Source organism: Amycolatopsis sp. NPDC004368 (assembly GCF_053602515.1).
In genome coordinates this window covers 20403-46680 of record NZ_JBSGDT010000018.1, presented here as the reverse complement: position 1 = coordinate 46680, position 26278 = coordinate 20403, and the positions used below count along the sequence as shown (strand labels likewise).

24 protein-coding genes are annotated in these 26278 nt (G+C 71.3%); 15 read left to right on the top strand and 9 right to left on the bottom strand.

Translation table 11 applies throughout. The features are described 5' to 3' along the window. Positions 1-59 precede the first annotated feature (59 nt). Complete coding sequence (locus tag ACWEOE_RS24185; protein WP_452012717.1) at positions 60-2345, bottom strand: hypothetical protein; 2286 nt, start codon at positions 2343-2345, stop codon at positions 60-62. Positions 2346-2431: 86 nt separating this feature from the next. Here ACWEOE_RS24185 and ahcY point away from each other — a divergent pair, with 86 nt between their 5' ends. Continuing rightward, positions 2432-3904, top strand: a complete 1473-nt coding sequence (gene ahcY, locus ACWEOE_RS24180) for an adenosylhomocysteinase (RefSeq protein WP_452012716.1) — start codon at positions 2432-2434, stop codon at positions 3902-3904. A gap of 262 nt (positions 3905-4166) precedes the next feature. Continuing rightward, positions 4167-5057 (top strand): acetoacetate decarboxylase family protein, encoded by an 891-nt coding sequence (locus tag ACWEOE_RS24175; RefSeq protein ID WP_452012715.1) that lies wholly within the window; start codon positions 4167-4169, stop codon positions 5055-5057. 47 nt (positions 5058-5104) lie between these two features. Here the strand turns inward: ACWEOE_RS24175 and ACWEOE_RS24170 are convergent, their stop codons facing one another. Both ACWEOE_RS24170 and ACWEOE_RS24165 read right to left on the bottom strand, forming a co-directional pair. Next, the gene (locus ACWEOE_RS24170) at positions 5105-5401 is read right to left on the bottom strand and encodes a hypothetical protein (RefSeq protein ID WP_452012714.1); all 297 of its coding nucleotides are present in this window, start codon (positions 5399-5401) and stop codon (positions 5105-5107) included. Between the two features lie 94 nt (positions 5402-5495). Next, a complete protein-coding gene (locus ACWEOE_RS24165; RefSeq protein WP_452012712.1) occupies positions 5496-6488 on the bottom strand; it encodes a hypothetical protein in 993 nt (330 codons plus the stop codon). Positions 6489-6682: 194 nt separating this feature from the next. Between ACWEOE_RS24165 and ACWEOE_RS24160 the strand changes: the two genes are divergently transcribed. Then, positions 6683-7096 carry an LPXTG cell wall anchor domain-containing protein gene (locus ACWEOE_RS24160; protein WP_452012711.1) on the top strand — a complete coding sequence of 138 codons (414 nt, stop codon included), beginning with the start codon at positions 6683-6685 and terminating at the stop codon, positions 7094-7096. On the opposite strand, the gene ACWEOE_RS24155 is transcribed toward ACWEOE_RS24160, so the two are convergent. Beyond that, positions 7063-7719 (bottom strand): TetR/AcrR family transcriptional regulator, encoded by a 657-nt coding sequence (locus tag ACWEOE_RS24155; RefSeq protein ID WP_452012710.1) that lies wholly within the window; start codon positions 7717-7719, stop codon positions 7063-7065. The two genes, ACWEOE_RS24160 and ACWEOE_RS24155, sit on opposite strands and share 34 nt — an antisense overlap. A 35-nt stretch (positions 7720-7754) precedes the next feature. Here ACWEOE_RS24155 and ACWEOE_RS24150 point away from each other — a divergent pair, with 35 nt between their 5' ends. Then, complete coding sequence (locus tag ACWEOE_RS24150; RefSeq protein ID WP_452012709.1) at positions 7755-8405, top strand: dTMP kinase; 651 nt, start codon at positions 7755-7757, stop codon at positions 8403-8405. A gap of 4 nt (positions 8406-8409) precedes the next feature. Here the strand turns inward: ACWEOE_RS24150 and solA are convergent, their stop codons facing one another. Both solA and ACWEOE_RS24140 read right to left on the bottom strand, forming a co-directional pair. Beyond that, complete coding sequence (gene solA, locus ACWEOE_RS24145) at positions 8410-9540, bottom strand: N-methyl-L-tryptophan oxidase (protein ID WP_452012708.1); 1131 nt, start codon at positions 9538-9540, stop codon at positions 8410-8412. Between the two features lie 77 nt (positions 9541-9617). Next, positions 9618-10412, bottom strand: coding sequence for an IclR family transcriptional regulator (locus tag ACWEOE_RS24140; RefSeq protein ID WP_452012706.1), 795 nt, complete (start codon positions 10410-10412; stop codon positions 9618-9620). Positions 10413-10579: 167 nt separating this feature from the next. Between ACWEOE_RS24140 and ACWEOE_RS24135 the strand changes: the two genes are divergently transcribed. From ACWEOE_RS24135 to ACWEOE_RS24100, 8 genes are all read left to right on the top strand, one after another. After that, positions 10580-10921: a bifunctional 3-phenylpropionate/cinnamic acid dioxygenase ferredoxin subunit gene (locus ACWEOE_RS24135; protein WP_452012704.1), complete on the top strand. Its 342-nt coding sequence runs from the start codon at positions 10580-10582 to the stop codon at positions 10919-10921. Positions 10922-11066: 145 nt separating this feature from the next. After that, entirely contained in the window at positions 11067-11744 is a 678-nt protein-coding gene (mtrA, locus tag ACWEOE_RS24130; protein WP_204093576.1) for an MtrAB system response regulator MtrA, read from the top strand. Positions 11745-11805: 61 nt separating this feature from the next. Then, positions 11806-13548, top strand: coding sequence for an MtrAB system histidine kinase MtrB (mtrB, locus tag ACWEOE_RS24125; RefSeq protein ID WP_452012702.1), 1743 nt, complete (start codon positions 11806-11808; stop codon positions 13546-13548). Further along, on the top strand, positions 13545-15293 hold the full coding sequence (locus ACWEOE_RS24120) for an LpqB family beta-propeller domain-containing protein (RefSeq protein ID WP_452012700.1): 1749 nt from the start codon (positions 13545-13547) through the stop codon (positions 15291-15293). The genes mtrB and ACWEOE_RS24120 overlap by 4 nt, the downstream gene beginning before the upstream one ends. Positions 15294-15465: 172 nt before the next feature. Beyond that, entirely contained in the window at positions 15466-16029 is a 564-nt protein-coding gene (locus ACWEOE_RS24115; protein ID WP_452012699.1) for a ComF family protein, read from the top strand. Between the two features lie 539 nt (positions 16030-16568). Next, positions 16569-17276: a ribosome hibernation-promoting factor, HPF/YfiA family gene (hpf, locus tag ACWEOE_RS24110; protein ID WP_452012698.1), complete on the top strand. Its 708-nt coding sequence runs from the start codon at positions 16569-16571 to the stop codon at positions 17274-17276. Between the two features lie 237 nt (positions 17277-17513). Further along, the gene (gene secA, locus ACWEOE_RS24105; RefSeq protein WP_452012696.1) at positions 17514-20420 is read left to right on the top strand and encodes a preprotein translocase subunit SecA; all 2907 of its coding nucleotides are present in this window, start codon (positions 17514-17516) and stop codon (positions 20418-20420) included. A gap of 109 nt (positions 20421-20529) precedes the next feature. After that, positions 20530-21738: a cytochrome P450 gene (locus ACWEOE_RS24100; protein WP_452012695.1), complete on the top strand. Its 1209-nt coding sequence runs from the start codon at positions 20530-20532 to the stop codon at positions 21736-21738. A gap of 42 nt (positions 21739-21780) precedes the next feature. On the opposite strand, the gene ACWEOE_RS24095 is transcribed toward ACWEOE_RS24100, so the two are convergent. Further along, on the bottom strand, positions 21781-22287 hold the full coding sequence (locus ACWEOE_RS24095; RefSeq protein ID WP_452012693.1) for an Rv3235 family protein: 507 nt from the start codon (positions 22285-22287) through the stop codon (positions 21781-21783). Positions 22288-22439: 152 nt separating this feature from the next. On the opposite strand from ACWEOE_RS24095, the gene ACWEOE_RS24090 reads away from it, so the two are divergent. Next, positions 22440-22823: an HAD-IA family hydrolase gene (locus tag ACWEOE_RS24090; RefSeq protein ID WP_452012691.1), complete on the top strand. Its 384-nt coding sequence runs from the start codon at positions 22440-22442 to the stop codon at positions 22821-22823. On the opposite strand, the gene ACWEOE_RS24085 is transcribed toward ACWEOE_RS24090, so the two are convergent. Further along, positions 22812-23576 carry a TrmH family RNA methyltransferase gene (locus ACWEOE_RS24085; RefSeq protein ID WP_452012690.1) on the bottom strand — a complete coding sequence of 255 codons (765 nt, stop codon included), beginning with the start codon at positions 23574-23576 and terminating at the stop codon, positions 22812-22814. The two genes, ACWEOE_RS24090 and ACWEOE_RS24085, sit on opposite strands and share 12 nt — an antisense overlap. Positions 23577-23610: 34 nt before the next feature. On the opposite strand from ACWEOE_RS24085, the gene ACWEOE_RS24080 reads away from it, so the two are divergent. After that, a complete protein-coding gene (locus ACWEOE_RS24080; protein ID WP_452012689.1) occupies positions 23611-25017 on the top strand; it encodes a WS/DGAT/MGAT family O-acyltransferase in 1407 nt (468 codons plus the stop codon). After that, positions 25014-25505, top strand: a complete 492-nt coding sequence (locus tag ACWEOE_RS24075) for a DUF6912 family protein (RefSeq protein WP_452012687.1) — start codon at positions 25014-25016, stop codon at positions 25503-25505. The genes ACWEOE_RS24080 and ACWEOE_RS24075 overlap by 4 nt, the downstream gene beginning before the upstream one ends. Before the next feature lie 37 nt (positions 25506-25542). On the opposite strand, the gene ACWEOE_RS24070 is transcribed toward ACWEOE_RS24075, so the two are convergent. Next, positions 25543-26256 (bottom strand): TetR/AcrR family transcriptional regulator, encoded by a 714-nt coding sequence (locus ACWEOE_RS24070; RefSeq protein ID WP_452012686.1) that lies wholly within the window; start codon positions 26254-26256, stop codon positions 25543-25545. Between the last annotated feature and the right edge of the window lie 22 nt (positions 26257-26278).

Below are 26278 nucleotides of genomic sequence, written 5' to 3'. Positions count from 1 at the left end.
TGCCCGTTTGCCCACGGGTGCGGCTCCCCTCCGGCCTTTTCGTTACGGGGTAAGGATTTTCAGCGTGGTCGCGGCAGGTCGCCGAAGAGTGAGCCCTGCTCGCCCAGCAGCCGCGAGCGTCCGCCCGGCCGCCCGAGGCCCGCGGCCATCGCAAGTGCCTGGTCCCACTCGGCGTCGGCGAGGTAGTCGTTGTGCTCGAGCACGCCGGGGGCCCAGCGGCGGCGGCCGTCGGGTGCGCGCAGCGGGTCGGGCAGCCAGTGGTCGCCGCCGAGCACGAGCACGCCGGACTCCTCGGGGGTGGCCTCCAGCGGGCCCGAGCCGCCTTCGGGCCGGTAGCCGTCGCCGATCAGGTGGCGGCCGGACACGTTGTGGCGCCAGGTCGTGACGCCGCCGCCGAAGATGTCCGTGCCCCGGCACAGTGCGCGCCAGCGGCCGTCGAGGTCGCCGAACAGCGCCGCGAGCGAATCCTGCGGCAGTACCGCGGGGAACGCGCGCTGGTAGCCCCACTGCAACGGCGACCCGGCGGTGAGCAGGCCGACCCGGTCGCGTTCGTCGGCGGTGAGCTCGGTCGACAGGCGCGCGGCCGCGAGCACGGCGAGCAGGCTGCCGAGGTTCTGCCCCGACAGCACCACCCGCGTGCCCGGTTCGGCGAGGTGCTGCTTCACGCGTTCGGTCAGCTCGGGCACGACCTTGAGCGCGTAACACGGCGGCACGGTCGGGTGCGCGGCTCGCGGCCAGAACGACACGAGGTCGGCCAGTGCGCCCAAGTGCCTGTTGCGCTCGGGCGAGCGCGCCGCCGTGTAGACCACGCGCAGCAGGCCGGCCGCGAACGCGCCGAGCGCGAACACGCCGACGGCCGACACCGGCGTGAACCACGCGGGCCGCAACCCGAAACCGAAGCGCACCACGAGCAGCGCGAGCCCGGCCACGGCGAGCCCGATGGCCACGATCATCACCAGCTGGTGCAGGTGCCGGCGTTCCCACGCCGACCTCGCCCACGCACGAGCGGCGGCCTCCTCCTGCTTCGCGTCGAGCTGCACCAGCTCGACCAGCGGCGGGATGCCACGACGACGCCGGCGCAGCGGCACCGCGATCGCGTACCCCGCCACGGCGAGCACCGCGATCAACGCGAGCCCGGCGCCCCACAGCACGGTGATCAGCTCGTAGGTCTCGGGCAGCCGCAGCCCCTTCGTGCCGAGCAGCCGGCGCACGGCGATGCCCAGCCCGGCGCCGAAGCCGCCGCCGAGCAGGCCCGCGAGCGCCACGACCGGAGCCGCGGCCCAGCCACCGAGCCAAGGGCGCAGCCGCTTCGGCCGCGTTTTCCACGAGCGCCGCGCCAGCAGCGCCATCGGCACGAGCGCGGCGGCGAACAGGATCGTGATGGCCAGCAGCGCCGCGCCGAGCCCTTCGACGGTGCCGTCGGTGCCGCGCAGGCTGCCGCGCGCGGGCAGTGGCGCGGCGAGCACGGCGGCGAAGACCACCAGCGCCGCCGCGAAGGTCATCAGCGTGCGGCGTGCAACCCGTCCGGGGTCACTGCCGATGGCCGCGCCGACGATCACCGCGACCACCAACCCCAGCACGCAGATCCAGCCGATCAGCCGGGGTACGTCGTCGGGCACGTGCAGCGGCCCGCCGAGCAGCAGCAACGCGACGCAGGCCAGCGCGGCCACCGTGTGCGTCGCCGACATGCCGGGCGCTTCGGGATCGGCGAGCAGCTGCAGGGGTGAGCCGCGCCGGGCGCGGGACTCGGGGGCCTGCACCCGCCAGTTCGACGACGAGACGCGGTGCAGCACGAACACCACCGCGAACAGGATGGCCACGCCGATCGTCAGCCGGACGGGTGACGAGCGCAGCTCCGACGGCACCCACGGCAGGCAGCCGCTGCCCGGTGCGAGGCACTGCGTGGCGAACAAGTCGAGCGCGGTCACGGCGATCTGCCCGATCAGCAGCATCGTCAGCAGCACGGCGGCCACGCGCAGCAGCCCGCGGCACAGCCCGCCGAGCCACCGCGCGCGGTGCACCGGCGGCAGCATCCAGAACGCGACGTTGGCCAGCGAGAACGGGAACAGCAGCGCCCACGTGGCCTTGGCGGCGCCGCCCGAGGTCATGCGGCTCCACAGGTATCCTTCGAGCGTGCGCGGGATGGACCGGCCCAGTGCGGGCACGACCGGCCCGGGGGCCGGGCGCCGCAGCCGGTCCGCCGGGCGCACCACCCTGCCTGTCCCGTCGCCGGCGACGTCGACGGTGGACACGGCGTCCAGGAGCGTTTCGCCGCTCGTGCCCGCCAGTCCGGCCACCCTCAGCTCGACGATGCGGGTGTCGGGGCCGGGCAGTGGGGCGGGCACGGTAAGGGTCTCCTAAGCCGGTCGGGGGGACGTCAAGCCGACAACGGTACTGTTCAGATGCCATCAATCCTTGGAGGAACCGCACTATGACCCCCGAAAGCGTTGCCGAGCGGCACGACACCCGGGGCGGCATCGAGTTCGCCGTCGCCGACCTCGAGGCCGCCGAGTTCGGCCGCAAGGAGATCCGCCTCGCCGAGCACGAGATGCCGGGCCTGATGGCGCTGCGCCGCGAGTACGCCGAGGTCTACCCGCTGCGCGGGGCGCGGGTGTCCGGTTCGCTGCACATGACCGTGCAGACCGCCGTGCTCATCGAGACGCTGGTGGCGCTGGGCGCGGAGGTGCGCTGGGCCTCGTGCAACATCTTCTCCACGCAGGACCACGCGGCCGCCGCCGTGGTCGTCGGCCCGCACGGCACCCCCGAGGAGCCGAAGGGCGTGCCGGTGTTCGCCTGGAAGGGCGAGTCGCTGGAGGAGTACTGGTGGTGCACCGAGCGCATGCTCACCTGGGACGGCGAGGGCCCGAACATGATCCTCGACGACGGCGGTGACGCCACCATGCTCGTGCACAAGGGCACCGAGTACGAGAAGGCCGGTGTCGTGCCGTCCGCCGACGAGAACGACTCCGATGAGTGGAAGGTCTTCCTGGAGCTGGTGCGCGCGTCTCTCGCCGCCGACAAGTCCAAGTGGACCACCATCGGCGAGGGCATCCGCGGCGTGACCGAGGAGACCACCACCGGCGTGCTGCGGCTCTACCAGCTCGCCGCCGCGGGTGAGCTGCTCTTCCCGGCGATCAACGTGAACGACGCGGTGACCAAGTCGAAGTTCGACAACCGCTACGGCATCCGCCACTCGCTCATCGACGGCATCAACCGCGGCACCGACGTGCTCATCGGCGGCAAGGTGGCCGTGGTCTGCGGTTACGGCGACGTCGGCAAGGGCGCGGCGGAGTCGCTGCGCGGCCAGGGCGCGCGCGTGATCGTGACCGAGATCGACCCGATCTGCGCGCTGCAGGCGGCGATGGACGGCTACCAGGTCAAGACGCTCGAGAACGTGCTGCCCGAGGCCGACATCGTGATCACCACCACCGGCAACAAGAACGTGGTGATGGTCGAGCACATGGCGAAGATGAAGCACCAGGCGATCGTCGGCAACATCGGTCACTTCGACAACGAGCTCGACATGGCCGGTCTCGCGCGCTACCCGGGCATCCACCGGATCAACATCAAGCCGCAGGTCGACGAGTGGGTGTTCCCCAACGGGAACACGATCATCGTGCTGTCGGAAGGCCGCCTGCTCAACCTCGGCAACGCGACCGGACACCCGTCGTTCGTGATGTCCAACAGCTTCTCGAACCAGGTCATCGCGCAGATCGAGCTGTTCACCAAGCACGAGGAGTACGACAAGGAGGTGTTCCGCCTGCCGAAGAAGCTCGACGAGAAGGTGGCGCGCATCCACCTCCAGGCCCTCGGTGGCGAGCTGACCAAGCTCACCAAGGAGCAGGCCGAGTACATCGACGTGGACGTGGAAGGCCCGTTCAAGTCGGACCACTACCGCTACTGAGCGACTGGTTCCGCCCCAGCGGCGCCCCGGGTGTTTCCGGGGCGCCGCTTCGGTTTCCCGGGCGTGGGCGGGCCCGCGGTGCACACACGGCTGTGCGTGGTGACAAGTCCGCGGGACCCGGTCTGCCCGAAGATCCGCTTCGGAGGTGCCTTCTCGGCATCGGCCGGCGGTTTCCCTGAACCGCGGCCCTCGTGCGGGAGTTTCCCGAGGTGAAGCGGCCGTGTCGCACGGCCGGGGATTGCCGAAGCAAAGGGGATCTGCCTTGTCCGCAGGAGAAGTGGGCCGAAGAGGGGTCATCGCCGGAGGGCTGGCCGCGGTGGCGGCCGGTGCGATGAGCACACCGGCGTTCGCCGACAGCGCCACGACCACGCCGGTGAACGAACGCCTCAAGGGCTACAGCTATCCGCTCAGCGCCCGCGGTGTCGCGAACCTCGCGCCGACGCCGCCGTGGCACTACGTGGGCGACATCGTCGGCGTCGAGTTCTGGACCACGCCCGGCGCGGCCGCCGCGTCGCTGCCGACCGGTCTGGACCCGGACCCGGCCAGCTCCGGCCACGGTTACGCGCTGTTCATCGACTGGCAGTTTTCCGCCAGTGACAACGAATACCTCGACCCGGTGCGCAGCCAGTACAGCGAGTTCCTGATCCTGATGGACGCCGTGCACAACGGCTCGCCGGTCGCCTGGTGCCCGTACATCTACGTGGACAACGACGAAGCGCTGGCCCGCGGCTGGATCCAGGGCTTCCCGAAGAAGATCGGCGCGATCCACCAGACGCGCGCGTTCGGCGTGCCGAGCCAGGCCGGCCCGGTCGTCGGCCCGGGCGGCCGGTTCGGCGCCACGCTCTCGTCCAACGGCCGCCAGCTGGCCTCGGCCCAGGTGACGCTGGAGAAGACCGCGCCCACGATCCCGGCGCTCGGCCGCCCGATCGTGAACCTGCGCTACTTCCCGCGCCTGTCGGCCGGCCAGTACCGCAACCCCGCGGTGCACGAGCTGACACAGTCCGTTTCGGACACCCCGCAGGTGGCGGGCACGTGGACGGGCACCGGTGACCTGTCGTTCTTCCCGGCGCAGGCCGAGGAGCTGGCCGACCTCGCCCGCAGCGCACGGGGGCGGGTTTCCGCGGCTCGTTGTCCTACACCGTCACGGATCTGATCATCCTCTGACGACGGCAGCCGGGTGCTCTCGCGACGCCCGGCCGCTCAGAGCCGTTCGTCCCGCATCACTTCGAGGTTGTGGAACACGGGCGGACCGTCGCACAGCTTGCTCATGCGCTCGGCGATCTTCGAGGTCTCCGGCAGTTGCGAGTTCCGCATGGCCTCCTCGTACGAGGGGAACTCGACGAACTCCATGTAGGTCCCGGGGTTGTCGCGGTCGCTCATCACCACCGCGTGGGTGGCCGTGCGGCTGCCCTGCGTCGCGGTTTTCCACTCGTCCATGAGCTCGTTCAGCTCGTCCGGGCGGGAGGTCTTGAACTCGATGACTTGTACGAAACTCATTGCCGGCTCCTGGTGAGACTGCCCCGAAATCCTCATCGTGCGCGTGGTCCCAGGACACGTCAACGCAGGTCAGGGGCCTGGTTCTTCACCGGGCTCAGTTCCACTCCACGGCGATCCCGGCGAGGCCGGGGCCCGCGTCGCGGAAGTACCCGCTCGTGACGCCGCCCGTGTCCAGCGGCAGCTCTTCGGCCTCCACGGGCAGGGCGTCGTCGCGGGCGCGGACCTGGCGGGTGCAGCGGGCGGGCATCGCGGACGGTGCGAACTGCAGCTGGAGCAGGTAGCTCGCGGCCTGGTCGCGCAGCATGCGGTAGTAGCCGGGGAACAGCGCGCTCGAGTCGTCGCGGACCTCGAAGCAGAAGACGTGGATGTCGCCTTCGCCGAGCTTGCGGTCGAAGAGCAGCTCGGTCGCCATGGTCTCGGCGCCCGCGTGGCGGCGGATGCGCCCGACGCGGCAGCCCTCGGCGGTGATCACCTCGACGTCCTCGATCTTGCAGCCGGGATCGCCGTTGTACACGGTCACGTAGCGGTCGGGGCCGTGCCGGCGAGCGCGGGTGACCAGTCGGGTGCGGATGCCGACTTGGCGGCGGCGCTCGTCGACAGTGATGCGGTCGTGCACCGACAGCAGCTCGAGATCGGCGTTGGAGTGGTTCGACGAGGGCAGCACACCCAGGTCGGTGAGCAGCTGGTCGACGATCGAGCCCATGTCGCCCGAGCGCAGGTCGTGGAACGACACCGCGGCCTGGTGCCCGCGCGGGCGGGCGGTGCGCGGGCCGATCAGCACCACCAGCGAGTCGGCCGGCAGCTGCAGCACCGACTCCAGCGCGCGCACGGCCGGCAACGCCTTGGGCACCTCGGGCTGGCGCAGCCCCCGCTGCCAGTAGCTGAGCGTCGACTGTCCGATCTGGACGCCACGCAGCGCCAGGTGGGCGCGCAAGCGCGCCAGCGACAGGCCCCGGTGCGCGATGGCCGTGCGCAGGGCGTGGTGGAACTCGCCGGTGCGCAGCGCGTCGGCCAGCTCCGCGGGCAGATCGCCCGAGCCACGGCGAACAGGTTCGATGATCAGTGCGCCTTCCCCGTCGAGAGACACCGCTTGTCCCTTCACCAGACCAGTGTGGAGATCACCACGTGCGCCGGCCGTGAACACCGCGGAACGTTCACGTTAGCAGCGCACCGTAGCCGCTCCGACCCCCGTTCGGGGTGGTTGGCCACGCAAGGGTGCCCATTCCGTGTTCCAGAACCAACCCGGAACGCCTCGGTCACCGGAAGAGCATCTTGCTCCACGTGACCGCGCTGTTCACCGTTGTGACGACCGAGGGTCACGTCGTGGGGGTGGGAGTGGAACAGGAACGTCGCGCCGCCCGTGCGGCGGCGCACCGCGGCCGCGGCCACCTCGAGCGGGTCCGCACCACCGGGCGGGTGCTGGCGCTCGTGGTGCTCGTCGGCATGGCGTTGCTGATGTCGGCACCGGGCGCGAGCGCGGCGCAGCCCTCCGGCGTCGGCAACGCCCACTTCGTCCCGCGGGCCGCCACCGGCGAGGCCCCCGCGTACCGCCTCGTCGCCGACGTCCTCCCGCGCGGCGACACCCCGCCGCCCGAGGACCACGACTCGGGCTGGCTCCCGTTGGCCATCCTCGCGGGTCTGCTGCTCGCCGGCGGCGGGGGTTACCTGCTGCGGTCGCGGCGCGCGGCCGCCTGAGCCGTACCGGCGTGCCCGGCGGTGCCGTCCCTCCCGCCGGGCCGCCGGTCGACCACCCCTTGCCCGGGTGACTTCGCGACGGCGTCGAGTGCCGCGTGCAGGTACGGGGTCAGGCCTTCGGCGTCCGGCCCGGTGAGCACGGTGGAACCCAGCAGCATGCGGTTGAGCAGCATCCCGGCGCAGATGGCGATCAGCACCGCCGCCCGGCCGGTGGCGTCTTCGCCGGGCAACGCGTCGGCCAGGCGGGTCTGGTAGTTGCGTTCGAGGCTCTCGCGCATGATCGCCGCCGCGCGCGGGTTGGCGACCGAGCGCAGGGTGAGCAGCATGCCGTCGGACGCGTGCCGGTCGTCGCCGGTCATCAGCGCCTTCGCCGCCTCGGCGTTGGTCTCGGGGGTCATCATCATCGACTTCTCGAACGCGACCTCCACGACCTCGGCGAAGAGCCCTTCCTTCGAGCCGAAGTACTTGCCGATCAGCCGCGCGTCGACGTCGGCCGCGCCGGCGATCTCGCGCACGCCGGCGCCGTCGTAGCCGCGCTCGGTGAACGCCTTGCGGGCGGCGTTCAGGATCGCCGCCCGCGTGGCCACGGGGTCGCGGCGCTTCGGCGTCGCATCAGGACTCATGGCCACAGAGTACGAGCCGCGCCCGCTGTCCTAGGGTGAGCGACGTGGGGCGACTGGTCGTGATCGAAGGTCTGGACGGTGCCGGCAAGCGCACCCTCGCCGACGGGCTCACCGCTGAGCTGGCGCGCGGGGGAGCGCGGGTCGGCAGCCTGGCGTTCCCGCGCTACGGCCGCAGCGTCCACGCCGACCTCGTGCGCGAGGCCCTGCACCGCGGCCACGGCGACCTCGCCGACTCCGTCTACGGCATGGCCCTGCTCTACGCGCTGGACCGCAGCGGCGCGGCCGGCGAGATCCGCGCGCTGCTGGCCGACAACGACGTGGTGCTGCTCGACCGCTACGTCGCGTCCAACGCCGCGTACGCCGCCGCGCGCCTGCGCGAGCACGCCGACGGCGACGTCGTGCGCTGGGTGTGGGACCTCGAAGTCGAGCGCTTCGCCCTGCCGAAGCCCGACGCGCACCTGCTGCTGCGGGTCGCGCCCAAGGTGGCCGCCGAGCGGGCCGTGCGCCGCGCCGAAGCGGACACCACCCGCGCGCGCGACGCGTTCGAGTCCGACGACGAGCTGCAACAGCGGTGCGCCGCCGTGTACGACGAACTGGCCGCGGCCGGCTGGCTCGCGCCCTGGCACGTGCTCGACGGCGTGGCCGGTGTCGACTTGCCGACCTTGGCGAAGTCGCTGCTGGCTTGAGACTTCAGGCTGCGGCGAACCGGGCCGGGTCGAACAAGGCGATGGGGTGCGTCGTCGCCCCGTCGACGACCAGGTCCGCCACGATCTCGCCGACCACGGGCACGAATTTGAAGCCGTGCCCCGAAAATCCGCACGCCACGACCACCCGCGGATGGCGCGGGTGCGCGGCGATGACGAAATCTTCGTCGGGGGTGTTCGTGTACAGGCAGGTCGCCGCGCGGTGGAACGTGCCGAGCCCCGGCAGCCGCGAGCCGACGAGCTCGGTGATGGCGCGCACCTCGTCGTCGTGCACCCGGCGGTCGATCGTGTCGGCCGTGGTGGGCGTGCCGGCGAGGTGCGAAGCCACCTTCACCCCCTGCGGCGAATGCGCGGGAAAGCCGTAGAACTGCTCGCCCCGCTCGGTTTCCCACAGGTACACCGGGTGCCGCTCGGGGGCGAACGCCGCCGCGTCGACCGGGTCGAACCAGTACTGCACCTGCCGTTGCACCTCGAAGTCCACGCCGAGGTCGGCCAGCAGCCCGGGGGCCCACGCGCCGGGGCACAGCACCAGCTTCGACGCCGTGTAGTAGCTCGCCGCCGTGCCCACGCGCACGCCGGATTCCGAGCTGCTCCACGTGAACACCTGCTCCTCGTGGTGCAGTTCGGCGCCGTGGCGCGCGGCCAGCTGCAGGTGCGCCGCCACGCTGCCCTCGGGTGACACGAACCCGGCACCCGGCTCGTAGAGCGCGACCTCGTCGTCGCGCGGGGTGGTGGTGGGGAAGCGGCGGCGCAGCTCGGCGGCGTCGAGCAGCTCGTGGGGGATGTCGAACTTCTCGGCCGAGAGCACGCTGCCGGTGATCGTGCGCGAATCCGGCGGACCGGCCATCAGGCCGCCGCAGCGCGTGAACAGGTGCCGGCCGGTGTCGCGTTCGAGCTCGCCCCACAGCTCGTGCGCACGCAGCAGCAACGGCACGTAGTCGGGGCCTTCGAGGTAGGCCTGGCGGGTGATGCGCGAACCGCCGTGGCTGGAGCCGAGGTTGTGCACGGGCGCGAACTGGTCGATCCCGAGCACCCGCTGCCCGCGCCGCGCGAGCCGGTACGCCGCCGCGCTGCCCATCCCGCCCAGGCCGATCACGATCACGTCGTAGTGGGTCAACCAGCGCTCCTCGTCCGTTTCGGTTCCTCGGCCACGGACTTACGTTCCGACGGCATACTTGTCTACTGTGGACAGTCCTAGGAGGATCGGTCGGCGTAGTAACCGAGCTGGGCCGAAAGTTCCTTGGCTGCCTCGGTCATCGGTCGCACGATCTGCTTGATCCGCTGCTTCGACAGCCGGTACGAAGGCCCTGAAGCGCTCATCGCCGCCACGACCTCGCCGCCCGGGCCGCGGATCGGCACGGCGACGGCGTGCATGCCGAGTTCGAGCTCCTCGAAGCAGGCCGCGTACCCGTCCTCGGCCACGCGCTCGACCTCCGACTCGAGCTCCTCGGGGTCCACGGTCGTGCGGGGTGTGTACCGCTCGAGGCCGTGGCCGAACACGCGCTTGCGCTTGGCCTCGGACATGGCGGCCAGCAGCACCTTGCCGCTGGAGGTCGCGTGCAGCGGCGTGCGCTGCCCGGTCCAGTTCTGCGTGGTGATGGCAGCCGAGCCGCGGGCCTGGCTGATGTTGATGGCCACGCCGTCGTCGGCGATCGCGATGTTCACCGTCTCGCCGAGCTCCTCGGCCAGGGCCTGGCAGGTCTGGCGGCCGAGTTTCGCGAGGTCCATGCGGCCGGTGGCCGCGCCGGCGAGGCGCACGACGCCGAACCCGATGGCGTACTTGCCGCGCTCGCCGAGCTGCTCGACGAGCCCGTGCTGTTCCAGGACACTCAGCAGCCGGGACGCCGTCGACTTGTGCACCCCGAGCTCACCGGCGATCTCCGTGATCCCCGACTCCCCGTTGCGCGCGAGCAGTTCCAGCACGGAAATCGCGCGGTCGACCGACTGAACTTGAGTTCCCGTTGCGTTGCCCGAGTCCTGGTTCCGCATGGCGCAACACTAACGGCTGGGCGGCGAACTGTTCGGCTGAGCGGGCGAATCCCTTGACGGCGAACCCGCCTGGGTCGCACTGTTGCGCAAAGTGCACATCGACGCGCAATGCGCAACATTCACGAACCGGTTCCGGTTCCCGTGACCCGTTTCCCGGAGGCAACCCGATGATCCGTGCCTGCGCCATCACCGACCTGCCCGAGGGTGAGTCGCTGCGCCTTGACGGCCCGACCCCGATCGCGGTCTTCCACACCGCCACCGGCTTCTACGCGATCGACGACACCTGCACCCACCAGGACGCCTCGCTCGCCGACGGCTGGCTCGAAGGCTGCTTCGTGGAGTGCCCGCTGCACGCGGCCCAGTTCGACCTGCGCACCGGCGCGCCCACGTGCCTGCCGGCGAGGAACCCCGTGCGCACCTACCCCGTGGTGGTGACCGAGGGCGTCGTGTTCGTCGACGCACCGGTGCCCGCGGCCGTCGGCGAGGACAGCACCCGGCACACCGCCTAGCTCTTCCCGGCCGAGGCCACGGGTCGTCCACGGCCTGCTCACACGCGCCCGGATGGAGCAACCCGATGCCGCGATCTTGATCTTTCTGGAGGTCAAACGCGCGGGTCGTGCTCGACGGCGGCGCAAGTAGTGCGAACATGTGCTCATGAAGGCACGTGTCTTGGTGGTCGACGACGACCCAGCGCTGGCGGAGATGCTCACCATCGTGCTGCGTGGTGAGGGGTTCGACACCGCGGTGGTCGCGGACGGTTCGCGCGCCCTGCCCGCGCTGCGCGAGCTGAAACCGGACCTGGTCCTGCTGGACCTGATGCTGCCGGGCATGAACGGCATCGACGTCTGCAAGGCGATCCGCGGCGAGTCCGGCGTGCCGATCGTGATGCTGACCGCCAAGAGCGACACCGTCGACATAGTGCTGGGCCTCGAGTCCGGCGCCGACGACTACGTGGTCAAGCCGTTCAAGCCGAAGGAGCTCGTCGCCCGCGTGCGCGCCCGCCTGCGCCGCACCGAGGCCGAGCCCGCCGAGTCGCTCACCATCGGAGACCTGGCGATCGACGTGCCGGGGCACGAGGTCACCCGCGAGGGCAAGGCCATCCCGCTCACACCGCTCGAGTTCGACCTCCTCGTGGCGCTGGCCCGCAAACCGCGCCAGGTCTTCACGCGCGAGGTGCTGCTGGAGCAGGTGTGGGGTTACCGCCACGCGGCGGACACGCGGCTGGTCAACGTGCACGTCCAGCGCCTGCGCTCGAAGGTCGAGAAGGACCCGGAGCACCCCGAGGTGGTGTTGACGGTGCGCGGCGTCGGGTACAAGGCCGGCCCGCCGTGATGAGCCGATGACGACTTCCGCGGCAGCCGGCCCACCCGCCGGGACCAAGAGTCACCCGAAGGTGGGACGGCCGACCGCCATCGCCCGAGCCACGGTGCGCCTCGTGCGGCGCGTCGTGGTCTTCGCGCGCCGCCGGGTGGTGGCGTTCAACGAGCTGTGGCGCCACTCGCTGCAGTTCCGGGTCACGATCTCGACGCTCGCGCTGTCGGCCGCCGTGGTCTTCGTGCTGGGCATGGTCCTGCAGAACCAGATCACCGAGCGCCTGCTCGACACCAAGCGCAAGGCGGCCGTCGAGCAGACGCAGGCGCTGGCTGACACCGCGGCCCGTGAACTGGTCGGCGTCGGCGGCGAGTCCACCGACGCGCTGCACACGCGGCTCGAGAACGCGCTGAAAAAGATCTCCACCACGTCGGCGTCGCCCGCGGGGTCCACGGCGGGCACGTTCGAGCCGGTGCTCGCGAGCGTCGGGCGCGCGCAGTCCGACGCCGACCCGGTGTTCGTGGGCCCGTTCAACTCGGTGCCGGTGCGGCTGCGCCAGTTCGTCGAGGGCGGCAACCTCGCGCGCGTCGAGCACACGGTCGCCGAGAACAACGGGAACACCACCTACCTCATCGTGGGCACGCCGCTGAGCTCGGTGGCGAGCCCGCTGCAGCTGTACTTGCTGTTCCCGCTGACCAGCGAGCAGAACACCGTGTCGACCGTGCAGAACACGCTGCTCGTGGGTGGGCTCGTGCTGCTGCTGTTGCTGGCCGGCATCACGAACCTGGTCGTGCGGCAGGTGGTGCGGCCCGTCCGGTCGGCGGCCGCGGCGGCCGAGCAGTTCGCGGGCGGGGACCTGGAGCAGCGCCTCGCCGTGGTCGGCGAGGACGACCTGGCGAAGCTCGCCGTGTCGTACAACGGCATGGCCGCGAGCATCCAGCGCCAGATCCGCCAGCTCGAGGAGTTCGGCGGGCTGCAGCGCCGGTTCACCTCGGACGTCTCCCACGAGCTGCGCACCCCGCTCACCACGGTCCGCATGGCCGCTGACGTGCTGCACGCCTCGCGCGAGCAGTTCCCCGCCGGCCTCGCCCGGTCCACGGAACTGCTGGTCGACGAGCTCGACCGCTTCGAAGCGCTGCTCGGCGACCTGCTGGAGATCAGCCGCCTCGATGCGGGGGTGGAGGAGCTTTCCGCCGAGTACATCGACGTGCGGCCCATCGCGACGCGCGCGGTCGAGCAGGTGCGCGTGATCGCGGGCACCGCGGGCAGCTCCGTCGAGCTGGTCCTGCCCGAAGAAGACGCCTCCGCCGAGGTCGACGCCCGGCGCGTGGAGCGGATCCTGCGCAACCTGCTGGGCAACGCCGTCGACCACAGCGAGGGCAAACCCGTGCAGCTCACCGTCGCGGTGAACGAGAGCGCGGTGGCCATCACCGTGCGCGACAACGGCGTGGGCCTGCGCGCGGGCGAGGCTGAGCTGGTGTTCAACCGGTTCTGGCGCGCCGACCCCTCACGCAACCGGCGCACCGGCGGCACCGGCCTCGGCCTGGCGATCAGCCAGGAGGACGCGCGGCTGCACGGCGGTGTCCTCGACGCGTGGGGCGAGCTGGGCCAGGGCGCCTGCTTCCGGCTCGTGCTGCCGCGCCACCAGCACGTGCCGATCGAGGAGAGCCCGCTGCGCCTGCCACCGCCCGACGCGGCGCCGGAGATCACGCTGATGCCGTCGTCGGTGCTCGAGGTGCAGCCGGCGCCCGGCGCGATCCTGGCCGACCGCGACGCCGATCGTGACCCCCAGCGCGATGCCGACCGCGAGGAGGTCGGCAAGTGAGGCGTGTGTTCCTCGCGCTGGCGTGTGTGCTGCTGCTCGCGGGCTGTGCCAACGTGCCGCTGGAGTCGCAGCCGCTGGTCGTGTCCGTCGACGCGCCTTCGCCGCAGGCCAACGACGCTCCCGAGCCGAGGCAGGACATCGACGCGCTGTCGCTGGTGCGCGACTTCATCCGCAACAACGGCGATCCGTGGTCCAACAACGCGGCGGCGCGGGCGTACCTCGACGACCGGCAGCGCAGCGCCTGGAAGCCCGGCCGCGCGATCACGATCATCGACAACACGTTCAGCACGGTCTACGACACCCCGCCACCGTCTTCCTCGGCGGCTCCGCCGGACCCGAACGTGCGCGACGTGGGGTTGCGCGGCTCCACCCTCGGCACGCTCAGCGCCGACTCCGCGTTCATCCCCGCCTCGGGCCCGGCCGAGCTGACGGTGCAGGTCCGCAAGCAGGCCAACGGCCAGTGGCGCATCTCGAACCCGCCACCCACGCTGATGGTGACCGACGACGACTTCGAAGCGAACTACAACCGCGTCGCCGTGAGCTTCTACTCCGCGGACTCCGGCACCTTCGTGCCCGATCTGCGGTACGTGCCCGCGAAACCGCAGTCGGGCCTGCCGGGGCGCGTGATGGACCTGGTGCTGCAGGGCCCGTCGGCCGGGCTCGGCGGCGCCGTGAAGAACCTGCTGGGCGACCAGGTCGCGCTCGACACGAACGTCAAGAACAACGACGACGGTTCGCTGCTGGTGCAGCTCTCCGGGCTCAGTGGCGCGAGCCCCGAGACGAGACGGCTGATCGCGGCGCAGATCGTGCTGTCGATGGAGACCGTCACGTCCTCGCGCATCCGGCTGCTCGCCGACGGCCAGCCGCTCGTGGCCGACCACGAGTACTGGCGCAGCAGCGATGTGCCGAACTACAGCGCAGCCTCCTCGCCGAGCCCCGACCTGCTGGGCCTGATGACGGTCGACGGGCGCATCCGGTCCCTCGGTGACGGTTCGCCGGTGGCGGGCCCGGCGGGCAACGGCGGGTACGACGTGGTCAGCGCCGCGCAGTCGATCGACGGCAAGCGGCTCGCCGTCGTCGAGCAGAACGGCGACCGCGTGCAGCTGCGGGTCGGCGACCTGGGCCGCGACCTGCCGCTCGTGGACCTCAGCGGCGGCTCGCTGAGCCGGCCCACGTGGCGGCCCGCGCCGACCGGCGCCGGTCCGTCGGGCGAGGTGTGGACGGTGGTGGACCATTCGATCGTCGCGCGCATGGTGCTCGACCCGACGGGCCACTGGCTGCGGCAGAGCGTGAACGCCAACGACCTGCTCGCCCTCGGCACCGACATCAGCGGCCTGCGCCTGTCCCGCGACGGCGCCCGCGTGGCGGCGATCGTGAACGGGCAGCTCGTGGTCGCGGCGGTCGTGCGCAACGGCGACACGGTCACGCTGCGCGAGCCGCGAGTCCTCCAGCCGGGTGATCTCTCGAACGTCGTGGATCTCGACTGGGGGTCGACCGCGGACACGCTGGTGGTCGCCACGTCGTCTTCTTCCCAGCCGGTGCAACGCGTTTCGGTCGACGGGCGCCGCCTGGACGCGTTCAACAGCTCGAACCTCACCGCCCCGGTCACCGCCGTCACCGCGGCCCCCAACCGGCCCATCGTGGTGGCCGACCCGGGCGGGCTGTGGAACGCCACCGAACTCGGCGAGGTCTGGCGGCCCCAGTCGCACACGATGCTGCACGCGGCGCCGTTCTACCCGGGCTGACACCGGTTTCCGGCCCCGCCGGTTCCGCGCGGCACCGAAACTGTCGGTGCCCGGGTGCACACTGCGGGTCATGGTTCTCGACCTGCTCGTCCCCGCCCGGTGTGCCGGCTGCCGCGCCCGGGGAGTCCCGTGCTGCGCGGAGTGTTCGCGGGTGTGGGGGTCACTCACGGAGGTGGTCCGCGCGCCCCTGAGCGGGCTCGTGCCCGCCTACGCCCTGGCGCGCTACCAGGGCGTCGCCAAGCGCGTGCTGATCGCCTACAAGGAGCGCGGCCGGCGTGACCTGGCGCCGGCACTCGGGCGGGTGCTGGCGGAGGCGCTGGTCGCGTTGCCGGGTGGATTTCCCGTGCCCGCGGGTGGTTCGCGCGCCGGACCGTGGTGCCTCGTCCCGGCACCCAGCCGTCGCTCGGCTTCCCGCCTTCGCGGCGGCCCGCACGTGCAGCGTCTCGCCGAAGCGACCGCACGCCGCCTCGCCCACACGGGTACCGAAGTGTTCGTCGCGCCCGCGCTCGCCGTGCAGGGTGCTCGCGACGCCGTGGGCCTGACCCGGGCCGAGCGCGTGGCCAACCTGGCCGGGCGGTTGCGGTTCGTGCCCGCGGGCAGGCCGCCGCCGGGCAGCCGGGTGGTGGTGGTCGACGACGTGATCACCACGGGTGCCACAGCGGGCGCGTGCGTACGGGCGCTCGCCGAAGCCGGGGTCACCGTGTCGGGGGTCGTTGCGTTGCTCGCCGCAGGGTGAGCGAACGTCACCTACACGAGTGACGTCAAGGGGGAACGTCACGATGCGGCCGCCCGTTGACGGGACATGAGGGTCTGGCTCGAAATCACGCGGCCGGCCGAACACTCCACCGGGGTGGCGGCTGTGGCGCGGCGGGTCGTGACTCTCGGCTTCCGGGCTCCCGCTCGGTTGCGCCGTAAGCGTGAAATCGCAGGTCTCGCGTACGGCTTTGAGTGGCGGGATTTCGGGCTGCGCACGGGGGTTTCGCTGCGCGCCGTAATGGGTTCCCGAATCGTGACATCCCCCGAGCCGGGGGCTGTTGCGAGAGGCGTGAGGAAGCTAACGTGCTCCGCTATCAGCAATCCCCGCAGGCAGGGAGGTGCGCAGCCCATGTCCCTGGCGCCGGAGGCGCGCTGAGTCCGCGCTCGAGCATCCGGCACGAGACGTCGTGACCGGCCATCGAGTTCTTCTCAGCCCGCCAGATCCGGGCTCCGTCCCCGCACTACCGGCGCCGTGTTGAACACAACAGCTCGCAGTCATCTCAGCGAGGGAGGTCGTGTATGGACATCGTCGTTAAGGGCCGCAACGTGGAGGTGCCCGACCACTACCGGGCACTCGTCAGCGAAAAGCTGGCCCGACTTGAGCGCTACGACAAGAAGGTCATCCGGTACGACGTGGAGCTGTTCCACGAGCCGAACCGCCGGCAGGCGAAGAGCTGCCAGCGCGTCGAGATCACCGGCAAGGGCCGCGGTCCGGCCGTGCGCGCCGAAGCGTGCGCCGCCGACTTCTACGCAGCGCTCGACTCCGCCGTCACCAAGCTGGAGAACCGGCTCAGGCGGACACACGACCGGAGGCGCGTTCACTACGGGCGCAGCCGCCCGGAATCGGTCGCCGAGGCGACCTCCATGGCGATGGCCGGCGGATCGTCGGACGCCGTCGCCCGTCCCACAGCGAGCACGGCGGTGCTGGAGGCGCCCGCCGCGGACACGGCCGAACCGATCACCGAAGGTTTCGCGGCCGTCAGCTCGGATGGGATCACCCTGCCCCGGCAGAAGCGCTGGGAAGACGACGAGGACCTGGGTTACCAGCCCGGCCGAGTCGTCCGCGAGAAGAAGCACGACGCGGACCCCATGACCGTGGACCAGGCTCTCTACGAGATGGAGCTGGTCGGCCATGACTTCTACCTGTTCAACGACTCCGAGTCGGGACGACCGAGCGTCGTCTACCGGAGGAAGGGTTTCGACTACGGCGTGATCCGGCTCGGCTGACGCCCCCGAGCGACCACGGCCACGGTGGCCCGCACGCGAGCGCGTGCGGGCCACCCGCCTGCCGGGAGTAGGGTGCGAAGGGGCCTCTCGTGACCTTCTGCGAGCACGTGCGTGCGCGGACCACGCCGTGTTCCCTACGATGTGGTGAGACGGCGGCGCCGCGCTACCCGTGCGCGCCGTGCCCACAGACCCGGGACCGGCTCGGGTGCGATCAAACCAGCTAGTGAGGTCGACCGGATGGTGCTGAACCGCCTGCTCCGCGCGGGTGAGGGCAAGATGGTGAAGCGGCTGCGCAACATCGCCGATCACGTCAACACCCTCGAAGACGACGTGAAGGACCTGTCGGACGCCGAACTGCAGGCGAAGACCGGCGAGTTCAAGGAGCGGTACGGGAAGGGCGAGACGCTCGACGACCTGCTCCCCGAGGCCTACGCGGTCGCCCGCGAGGCCGCCAAGCGCGTGCTCGGTCAGCGGCACTACGACGTGCAGATCATGGGCGGCGCGGCGCTGCACCTCGGCCAGGTCGCCGAGATGAAGACCGGTGAGGGCAAAACCCTCACCTGCGTGCTGCCGGCCTACCTCAACGCGCTGTCGGGTGACGGCGTGCACGTCGTCACCACCAACGACTACCTCGCCAAGCGCGACGCCGAGTGGATGGGCCGCATCCACCGCTTCCTCGGGCTCGAGGTCGGCGTGATCCTCGCCGAGCAGGACCCGCAGGAGCGCCGCCGTCACTACGAGGCCGACGTCACCTACGGCACGAACAACGAGTTCGGCTTCGACTACCTGCGCGACAACATGACGTGGTCGCTCGACGAGTGCGTGCAGCGCGGGCACAACTTCGCGATCGTGGACGAGGTCGACTCGATCCTCATCGACGAGGCGCGCACGCCGCTGATCATCTCGGGCCCGGCGGACCAGTCGTCGCGGTGGTACATGGAGTTCGCCCGCCTCGCGCCGCTGATGCAGGGCATCGACACCACCACGATGGGCTCGCGCGAGCGCGTCGAGAAGGCCAACCTGATCAACTCGAAGTACCACTACGAGATCGACGTGCGCAAGCGCACCGTGGCGGTCACCGAGAAGGGCGTGCGGTTCGTCGAGGACCAGCTCGGCATCGAGAACCTCTACGAGGCCGCGAACACGCCGCTGGTCGGCTACCTCAACAACGCGTTGAAGGCCAAGGAGCTCTACAACAAGGACAAGGACTACATCGTCCGCGACGGCGAAGTCACGATCGTCGACGAGTTCACGGGCCGCATCCTGGTGGGCCGCCGCTACAACGAGGGCATGCACCAGGCGATCGAGGCCAAGGAGAAGGTCGAGATCAAGGCCGAGAACCAGACGCTCGCCACGATCACGCTGCAGAACTACTTCCGGCTGTACAACAAGCTCTCGGGCATGACCGGTACCGCCGAGACCGAGGCCGCCGAGTTCCACCAGACCTACAAGCTGGGTGTGGTGCCGATCCCGACGAACCGGCCGATGGTGCGCGCCGACCGCGCCGACCTGATCTACAAGACCGAGCAGGCCAAGTTCGAGGCTGTCGCCGAGGACATCGCCGAGCGGCACGAGAAGGGCCAGCCGGTGCTGGTCGGCACCACGAGCGTCGAGAAGTCCGAGCACCTCTCGAAGCTGCTGCTGAAGCTGGGCGTGCCCCACGAGGTGCTGAACGCGAAGTACCACGGCCGCGAGGCGCTGATCGTCGCGCGCGCCGGCAAGCTGGGCGCGGTCACGGTCGCCACGAACATGGCCGGCCGTGGTACCGACATCGTGCTGGGCGGCAACCCGGACATCATCGCCGACCAGGAGCTGCGCGAGAAGGGTCTCGACCCGGTCGAGAACTCCGAGGAGTACGAGGCCGCGTGGCCGAAGGTGCTCGAGGAGATCAAGGCGGGCGCCAAGGAGGAGGCCGAGCAGGTCCGCGAAGCGGGCGGGCTCTACGTGCTGGGCACCGAGCGCCACGAGTCGCGCCGCATCGACAACCAGCTGCGCGGTCGCTCCGGCCGCCAGGGTGACCCGGGTGAGTCGCGTTTCTACCTGTCGCTCGGCGACGACCTCATGCGCCGGTTCAACGCCGTGATGGTGGAGCGCGTGATGACCACGATGCGCCTGCCCGACGACGTGCCGATCGAGCACAAGATGGTCTCCAAGGCGATCAAGAGCGCGCAGACGCAGGTCGAGCAGCTCAACATGGAGACGCGCAAGAACGTCCTCAAGTACGACGAGGTCATGAACGAGCAGCGCAAGGTGATCTACGCCGAGCGCCACCGCGTGCTCGAGGGCGAGGACCTGCGCGAGCAGATCGAGCACATGATCATCGACGTGGTCGGCGCCTACGTCGACGGCGCGACCTCGGACGGGTACGCCGAGGACTGGGACCACGAGCAGCTGTGGACCGCGCTCAAGACGCTCTACCCGGTCGGCCTGAACTGGGACGATCTGGTGGAGGACGGCGACCTCGACGCGATGGGCCTGCGCGAGGCGCTGGTCAGCGACGCGATCGCCGCGTACGCCAAGCGCGAGGCCGAGATCGACGAGCTGGTGGGCGAGGAAGGCGCGATGCGCCGCCTCGAGCGCCAGGTCATGCTCACCGTGCTGGACCGCAAGTGGCGTGAGCACCTCTACGAGATGGACTACCTCAAGGAGGGCATCGGCATGCGGGCGCTCGCTCAGCGCGACCCGCTGATCGAGTACCAGCGCGAGGGCTTCGACATGTTCCGCGCGATGCTCGACTCGCTGAAGGAGGAGGCCGTCGGCTTCCTGTTCAACCTGCAGGTCGAGCGCAGCGAGCCGGAACCGGTGTCGCAGCCGGACCCCTCGGCGCTGCCCGCGGGCGTCACGTCGGCCACCGCCGCCGCGGCCGCTTCGTTCGGCAACGACGGTGGCCGTCACGCGCGCCCGACCCCGCCGCAGCCGCCGACGACCGACACCGAGTCGGTGCCGTCGGCCTTGCGCGGCAAGGGAACCGGTGGCGGTGTCCAATCCGGACTGACGATGTCGGGCCCGGCCGAGGGTGGCGGAGTCGAGTCGCACTCGGACAGTGCCGCGAACGAGACTGCGGGCTCGGGCACCACCCGGCGCGAGCGTCGCGCGGCCGAGCGTGAGCAGGCGAAGAAGGGCAAGAAGGGCCCGCGTCGCTGAGTTCTTGGTCAGAAGAAGGGCGGGTCGCTTCGGGCGACCCGCCCTTCTTCGTGCGCGTAACGGGGGTTCGCGCCTAACGTGGGTGGTGGTGCCGACGAGGGGGAGGACCGTGGCCGACCTGGAAACGTTCACCAAGATGTTCGCGCCCGAGCACAAGGCGGATCCGTACCCGCTGTACCGCGCTTGGCGTGAGGAAGCGCCCGTCGCCGAGCTCGCGCCGGGATTCCTCGTGGTGAGCGGCTTGGCGCAAGCGATGGACGTCGTGCGTGATCCCGCGTTCGGCCACCCGGAGCCGGAGGTGCTCGACCCGGCGACCCTGCACCCGGACGACCTCGTCGACGCCGAGGGCCGCCCGGTCGTCTCGTTCCTGGGGTTGAACCCGCCGGACCACACACGCCTGCGCCGGCTCGTGTCCAAGGCCTTCACGCCGCGCACGGTCGAACGCCTGCGTCCCCGCGTCGAGGCGATCACCACCCGCCTGATCGACGAGCTGGTCGAGGCGGGTTCCGCCGACCTGATGACCGCGCTGGCCGCGCCGCTGCCCGTGGAGGTGATCAGCGAGATGCTCGGCGTGCCGGTGGCCGACCGCTCGCGCTTCGCCGAGTGGTCCCACGCGCTGGCCCGCGCCCTCGACCCGTCGTTCCTCGTCGCCGACGCCGTGCTCGTGGAAGCGGGCGCCGCCGGGCGCGAGTTCAACGCCTACTTCCGCGCCCTGGCCGCCGAACGCCGCCACACCCCCGGCGACGACCTGCTCTCGGACCTCGTCGCCGTGACCGACCAGGGCGACAAGCTCACCGAGGCCGAACTCCTGGTCACCCTCACGCTGTTGCTGGTCGCCGGCCACGAGACAACCACCAACCTCATCGGCAACGGCGTGCTCGCCCTGCTCCGTTCTCCCGCCGGCCTGCGCTCCCTCGGCACCGACGGCGAGTGGGCGGCCAACGCCGTCGAAGAAGTCCTCCGCCACGATTCCCCGGTGCAGCTCACCAGCCGCGTCGCCCTCAAGCCCACCCGCGTCGGCGACACCGAGGTCGTGCCCGGCGACCAGGCCATCGTCCTCATCGGCGCCGCCAACCGCGATCCCGCGACGCACCCGGCCCCGGACACCTTCGACCCCACCCGGGAACCCTCCCGCCACCTCGCCTTCGGCCAGGGCATCCACTTCTGCCTCGGCTCGCCCCTGGCGCGCCTGGAGGGCCGCACCGCCCTGCGCGAACTCGCCCTCCGCACGCCGACCCTGCACCTCGCCGGCACCCCGACGTGGAACCCGACGGTGACGATGCGGGGGCTGGCCGAGCTTCCGGTGGCAGTGAACTGAGGCGGCGGGTGTCCTGACCCACTCGTCAGGACACCCGTCCCGTCATGCCACCGACCGGCGCCGCACGGGTTGCACCGGCTGGACCGGTCGCACCGGGCCGGTCCGAGGCGCGAGCAGGTGGAAGCGCGTGCACACCCACCCCGTCCGCGTCCGTTCGAACCGCGCGGCCAACGCCAGCACCCGCGGCCCGCTCCGCACGGTCGCCGCGGTCTCGAGTGCCAGGTCCGTGGGCCGGCAGAGGTGCAGCGTTCCGATGCGGTGGCGGGTGCTCGGCAGGCGGCCGTGGGTCAGCAGCCGCGCGAACAACGCCGGGTCGACCAGGTTCTGCACCTGCGCGGCGGAGCGGCGCCCGCCGAGAACCTCCAGGATCGCGTTGAGCCGTCCGGCCAGCTGCCGCTCGCCGGGTGGGCCCAGGAGCTGCACGACGTTGTGCCCGGCCGGCGGCAGGTCACGTTCCGGTGGCCGGCCGGGCGCCGGCACGCGGCGCGTGGGACGGGTGCAGACGGCGGGCTCGGCGCCGGCGATGCCCCGGAGGTGGTGGGTCGTCATGTGTTCCTCCCCTGAAACGCGGACGATCCGCTGGGGGTAGTGCTCGGCAAACCACCGAATCCGGACCGCCACTGCCTGATCCGGCGAAAACCGCCGAACCGCCGCTCGCCATCTGCAAATTGCGGTACAACGTCGATGGCTAGGGTGGGCGCGTGCTCAAAGGCTTGCTGGTCGACTACGCCGGCGTCCTCACCGACCCCGACGCCCACCTGCTCTACGACTACCTGCGCACCGCTCGCGTCCGCGGCACCCGCACCGGGCTGGTCTCCAACGCGCCGGGCGCGTCACCCGGCGTCCGGAACGACCTGGCCGAGTACTTCGACACGCTGGTGTTCTCGGGTGAGGTCGGCGTCGCCAAGCCGGATCGCGAGATCTACCTCGTGGCGGCCGACCGGCTGGGCCTCGCGGCCGCCACCTGCGCGTTCGTGGACGACGCCGCGCGCAACGTCCGCGGGGCCGCCGAAGCGGGCATGGTCGGGATCCACCACGTCGCGATGACGAGCACGCTCGAAGAGCTCGCGACGCTATTCGGCTGAGCGGCGCACCAGCTCGAACGACAGCACCGCCGCGGCCGCCGACACGTTGAGCGACTCGACGTCACCGGGCATGGGGATCGAGACCCACTCGGTCACCAGCTCGGCGACGGCCGCCCCGACGCCGTCGGTTTCCCCGCCCAGCACGAACGCCGCGCGCTGCGGCAGGGGCACGTCGAACACAGTGGACTTGCCCGACGCACTCAGCGCGTACAGGCTGTACCCCGCTTCGGTCAGCAGCTCGGCTGCCTCGCGGGCGCTGCCGCAACGCAGGACCGGCGCGCGGAACGCCACCCCGGCCGAAGCCTTCACGACCATGGGGTCCAGTGCCGCGACGCCCCGCCGCGGCACGATCACGCCCTCGATCCCGGCGGCGGTGGCCGTGCGCAGGATCATGCCGACGTTGGCGGGCGTGGTGATGCCGTCGAGCAGCAGCACCCGCGACGGCGGCCGGCGCTCGTCCAGCGCGGCCGCGAGCGCGCGCATCCGCGGGGCCACGACGTCGGCGAGCACGCCTTGGTCCTGTTTGCCGTTGCCGGCCAGCACCTTCACGCGGTGGGCGCTCGCGCGCTGCACGGGCACCCCGGCGGCCTTGGCGGCGCTCTGGATCTCCGCGGCGGCGGGCCCGCGGGCGGTGTCGGCGAGGATGACCTTGTCGACCTGCAGGCCGCGGTCGCCGAGAGCTTCGAGCACGGGTTTGCGCCCGTAGACAGTCAGGAACCGGTCTTTCGGAGAAACGTCCGCCTCATCACCCACGCCGGTCAGTCTCGCACTGTGTAAGGATCGGCCCATGCCCGACCGCCTGTCCGCGCTCGACGCCTCGTTCCTGTACGTCGAGGACCACGCGACCCCGATGCACGTCGGCGGCGTGGCGATCTTCGAGCGGCCCCGCGGCGGGCTCGACTACGCACACGTGCTCGACCTCGTCGGCTCGCGCCTGCCGTTCCTGCCGCGCTACCGCCAGCGCGTGCTCGACGTGCTGGGTCATCTCGCGCGGCCGGTGTGGGTGGACGACGTCGACTTCGACCTCAACTACCACGTCCGCCGCTCCGCGCTGCCGCAGCCGGGCACCGACGACCAGCTGTTCGACCTGGTCGCGCGGCTGATGTCGCGCCGGCTCGCGCCCGAGCGGCCGCTGTGGGAGGCCTACTTCGTCGAGGGCCTCGAAGGCGACCGCGTGGCGCTGGTGACGAAGACGCACCAGTCCGTTGTGGACGGCATCGGCACCATCGACCTCGGCCAGCTCATCCTCGACGACGTCCCGGCTCCACCGGAACCCGCTGAGGACACGTGGACGCCGCGGCGCGAGCCGAGCCGGGCGCAGCTGGTGTTCGACGCCGTGAGCGAGGCCGTGCAGCGCCCCGGTGAGCTGGTGGAGAACGTGCGCTCCGCCGCGAACGACGCGCTCACCTCCGTCGGCAAGGTCGCCGAGACCCTCGGTGACGTGGCGGCAACGCTGCGCACCGTCGTGAGCCCGGCGCCGCAGGGCCCGCTCAACGTGCGCGTGTCCGGCGGCCGCATGTTCTCCGTGGTGCGCACGCGGCTGGAGGACTACCGCAAGATCCGCGCGGCCCACGGGGGGACCGTCAACGACGGCATCCTCACCGCGATCACCGGCGCACTGCGCGAGTGGCTGCTTTCGCGTGGTGTGCACCTCGGGCCGACGGCCACCTTGCGTGCGCTGGTGCCCATGGCCGTGCGCGACGCCGAGACGGCCGAGTACTCCACGCCCGCGCTCGTCGGCAACCAGGTGGCGGCCTACCTCGTCGACCTGCCGGTGGGCGAGCCGAACCCGGTGCTGCGGCTGCAGCACGTGGGTCACGCGATGGCCGACCACCTCGACTCCGGCCGGTCCGTGGCCGCGCGCGGGCTGCTGAAGGTGAGCGGCTTCGCCCCCGCGACGCTGCATTCGCTGGGCGCGCGGGCCGGCGGGTCGCTGTCGGGGCGCATTTTCAACCTGATGATCACGAATTCGCCGGGGCCGCAGGAACCGGTGTACGCGGGTGAGGCGAAACTGATCGAGATGTTCCCCGTGATGCCGCTGATGCGCACGCAGGCGCTGGCGATCGGGGTCACGTCCTACCACGGTGGTGTCTACTTCGGACTCAACGGCGACCGCAAGGCCGCGTTCGACGTCGGCCTGCTCGGCGGGATGATCGAGGAAGCGTTGGAAGAACTGAAGGGCGCGCACTGGTGAGGGTCTACATTCCGGCGACGATCGCGATGCTTCGCGAGCTCGACGCGAACGGCGAGTTCCGCGCCCGCAGTGGCACGGCGTTCGCGCTGACGGCCGGGCTTCGCGAGGCGTACGTGAGCGGCTCCGACGAAGAGCTCGAGTACGCGGCTCTGCTCGACGCCGCCCGTGCGTCGCTGCGCCTGATCAACGCCGAGGAAAAGGGCGAGCCCCGCCGCGCCGTCGTGTCGGCCGACGTGGACAACGTGACGCTGCGCGCCGACCTCGACGCCGCCGTCGTCCGCCTCGACGGCCCCGTGCGCCTCGCCCAGATCGCCGCGATCCACGTGGACTCCGCCGAGGCCGCCGACGCCGTCGCGGCCGCCGCCGCCGTGATCGACGCGGCCGACCTGGGTGACGAGGACGCCGAGTTCACCCTCGGCGACGCGGAGGACCACGAGCTGGCTTGGTACGCGCCGCAGGAGCTGCCGTTCCTGCTGGAGCTGATGTAGGCCGGTTCTCGCCGGACGGGGTGCGCGGTGCGAGCGCCTACCCGTGCGCCAACCCGTTGATCAGCAACCCCACCGTGAAATCGAACCGGTCGTGCCCCTCACCCGCCGTGAGTTCCCCGGCGTGGCGCGTGGTGTGCGGAAACGTCTCGGCCGGCAGCGCGCGTAGCCGGCGCTGTAGTTCGGGACGGTCGAGCACCCACGCGGTGTCCTCGCGCGTCGAGCGCTGCCGCACGACCGAGAGCTCCAAGCAGTAGGCCGCGATGTACAGCAACAGCGCGTCGATGGCCCACGCCGCGGTCTGCGGCGCGACACCGCCGGTGAGCAGGATCGCCAGCATGCCCTCGTTGACCCGCACGGTTTCGAGGTCGGTCGGCACCATCGCGAACGCGGCGCTCGAAATGCCCGGGTACTTCAGGTACTGGTCGCGCAGCTGCTCGCACACGTCGCGGATCTGCTCGCGCCAGGACTCCGGCGACGGCGAAGGCAGCACGAGCTCCGCGCACAGCCGTCCGATCAGCAGCTCGCCGAGGTCGGCCTTGTTGACCACGTGGTTGTAGAGCGACGCGGGTCCGGTGTCGAGCGCGGTGGCGAGGCGCCGCATGGTCAGGGCTTCGTAGCCCTCCTCGGCGACGACCTCCAGGGCCGTGTCGATGACCTGGTCCACGATCGGCGCCCCGCGCCGCCGGCGGGTGGGGGCGGCCTCGCGGTTCGGCGGCTGGTGGCGCGCCGCGCGCCGTTCTCGCGGGTTCACGGGGGTCACCTTAGCTTGACAC

Excerpts from the sequence above, each read along its gene's own strand:
- ahcY (WP_452012716.1), top strand. The coding sequence starts at position 2,432 with ATGACCCCCGAAAGCGTTGCCGAGCGGCACGACACCCGGGGCGGCATC.
- ACWEOE_RS24170 (WP_452012714.1), bottom strand. The coding sequence starts at position 5,401 with ATGAGTTTCGTACAAGTCATCGAGTTCAAGACCTCCCGCCCGGACGAG.
- ACWEOE_RS24155 (WP_452012710.1), bottom strand. The coding sequence starts at position 7,719 with ATGAGTCCTGATGCGACGCCGAAGCGCCGCGACCCCGTGGCCACGCGG.
- ACWEOE_RS24140 (WP_452012706.1), bottom strand. The coding sequence starts at position 10,412 with ATGCGGAACCAGGACTCGGGCAACGCAACGGGAACTCAAGTTCAGTCG.
- ACWEOE_RS24135 (WP_452012704.1), top strand. The coding sequence starts at position 10,580 with ATGATCCGTGCCTGCGCCATCACCGACCTGCCCGAGGGTGAGTCGCTG.
- mtrA (WP_204093576.1), top strand. The coding sequence starts at position 11,067 with ATGAAGGCACGTGTCTTGGTGGTCGACGACGACCCAGCGCTGGCGGAG.
- hpf (WP_452012698.1), top strand. The coding sequence starts at position 16,569 with ATGGACATCGTCGTTAAGGGCCGCAACGTGGAGGTGCCCGACCACTAC.
- secA (WP_452012696.1), top strand. The coding sequence starts at position 17,514 with ATGGTGCTGAACCGCCTGCTCCGCGCGGGTGAGGGCAAGATGGTGAAG.
- ACWEOE_RS24095 (WP_452012693.1), bottom strand. The coding sequence starts at position 22,287 with ATGACGACCCACCACCTCCGGGGCATCGCCGGCGCCGAGCCCGCCGTC.
- ACWEOE_RS24080 (WP_452012689.1), top strand. The coding sequence starts at position 23,611 with ATGCCCGACCGCCTGTCCGCGCTCGACGCCTCGTTCCTGTACGTCGAG.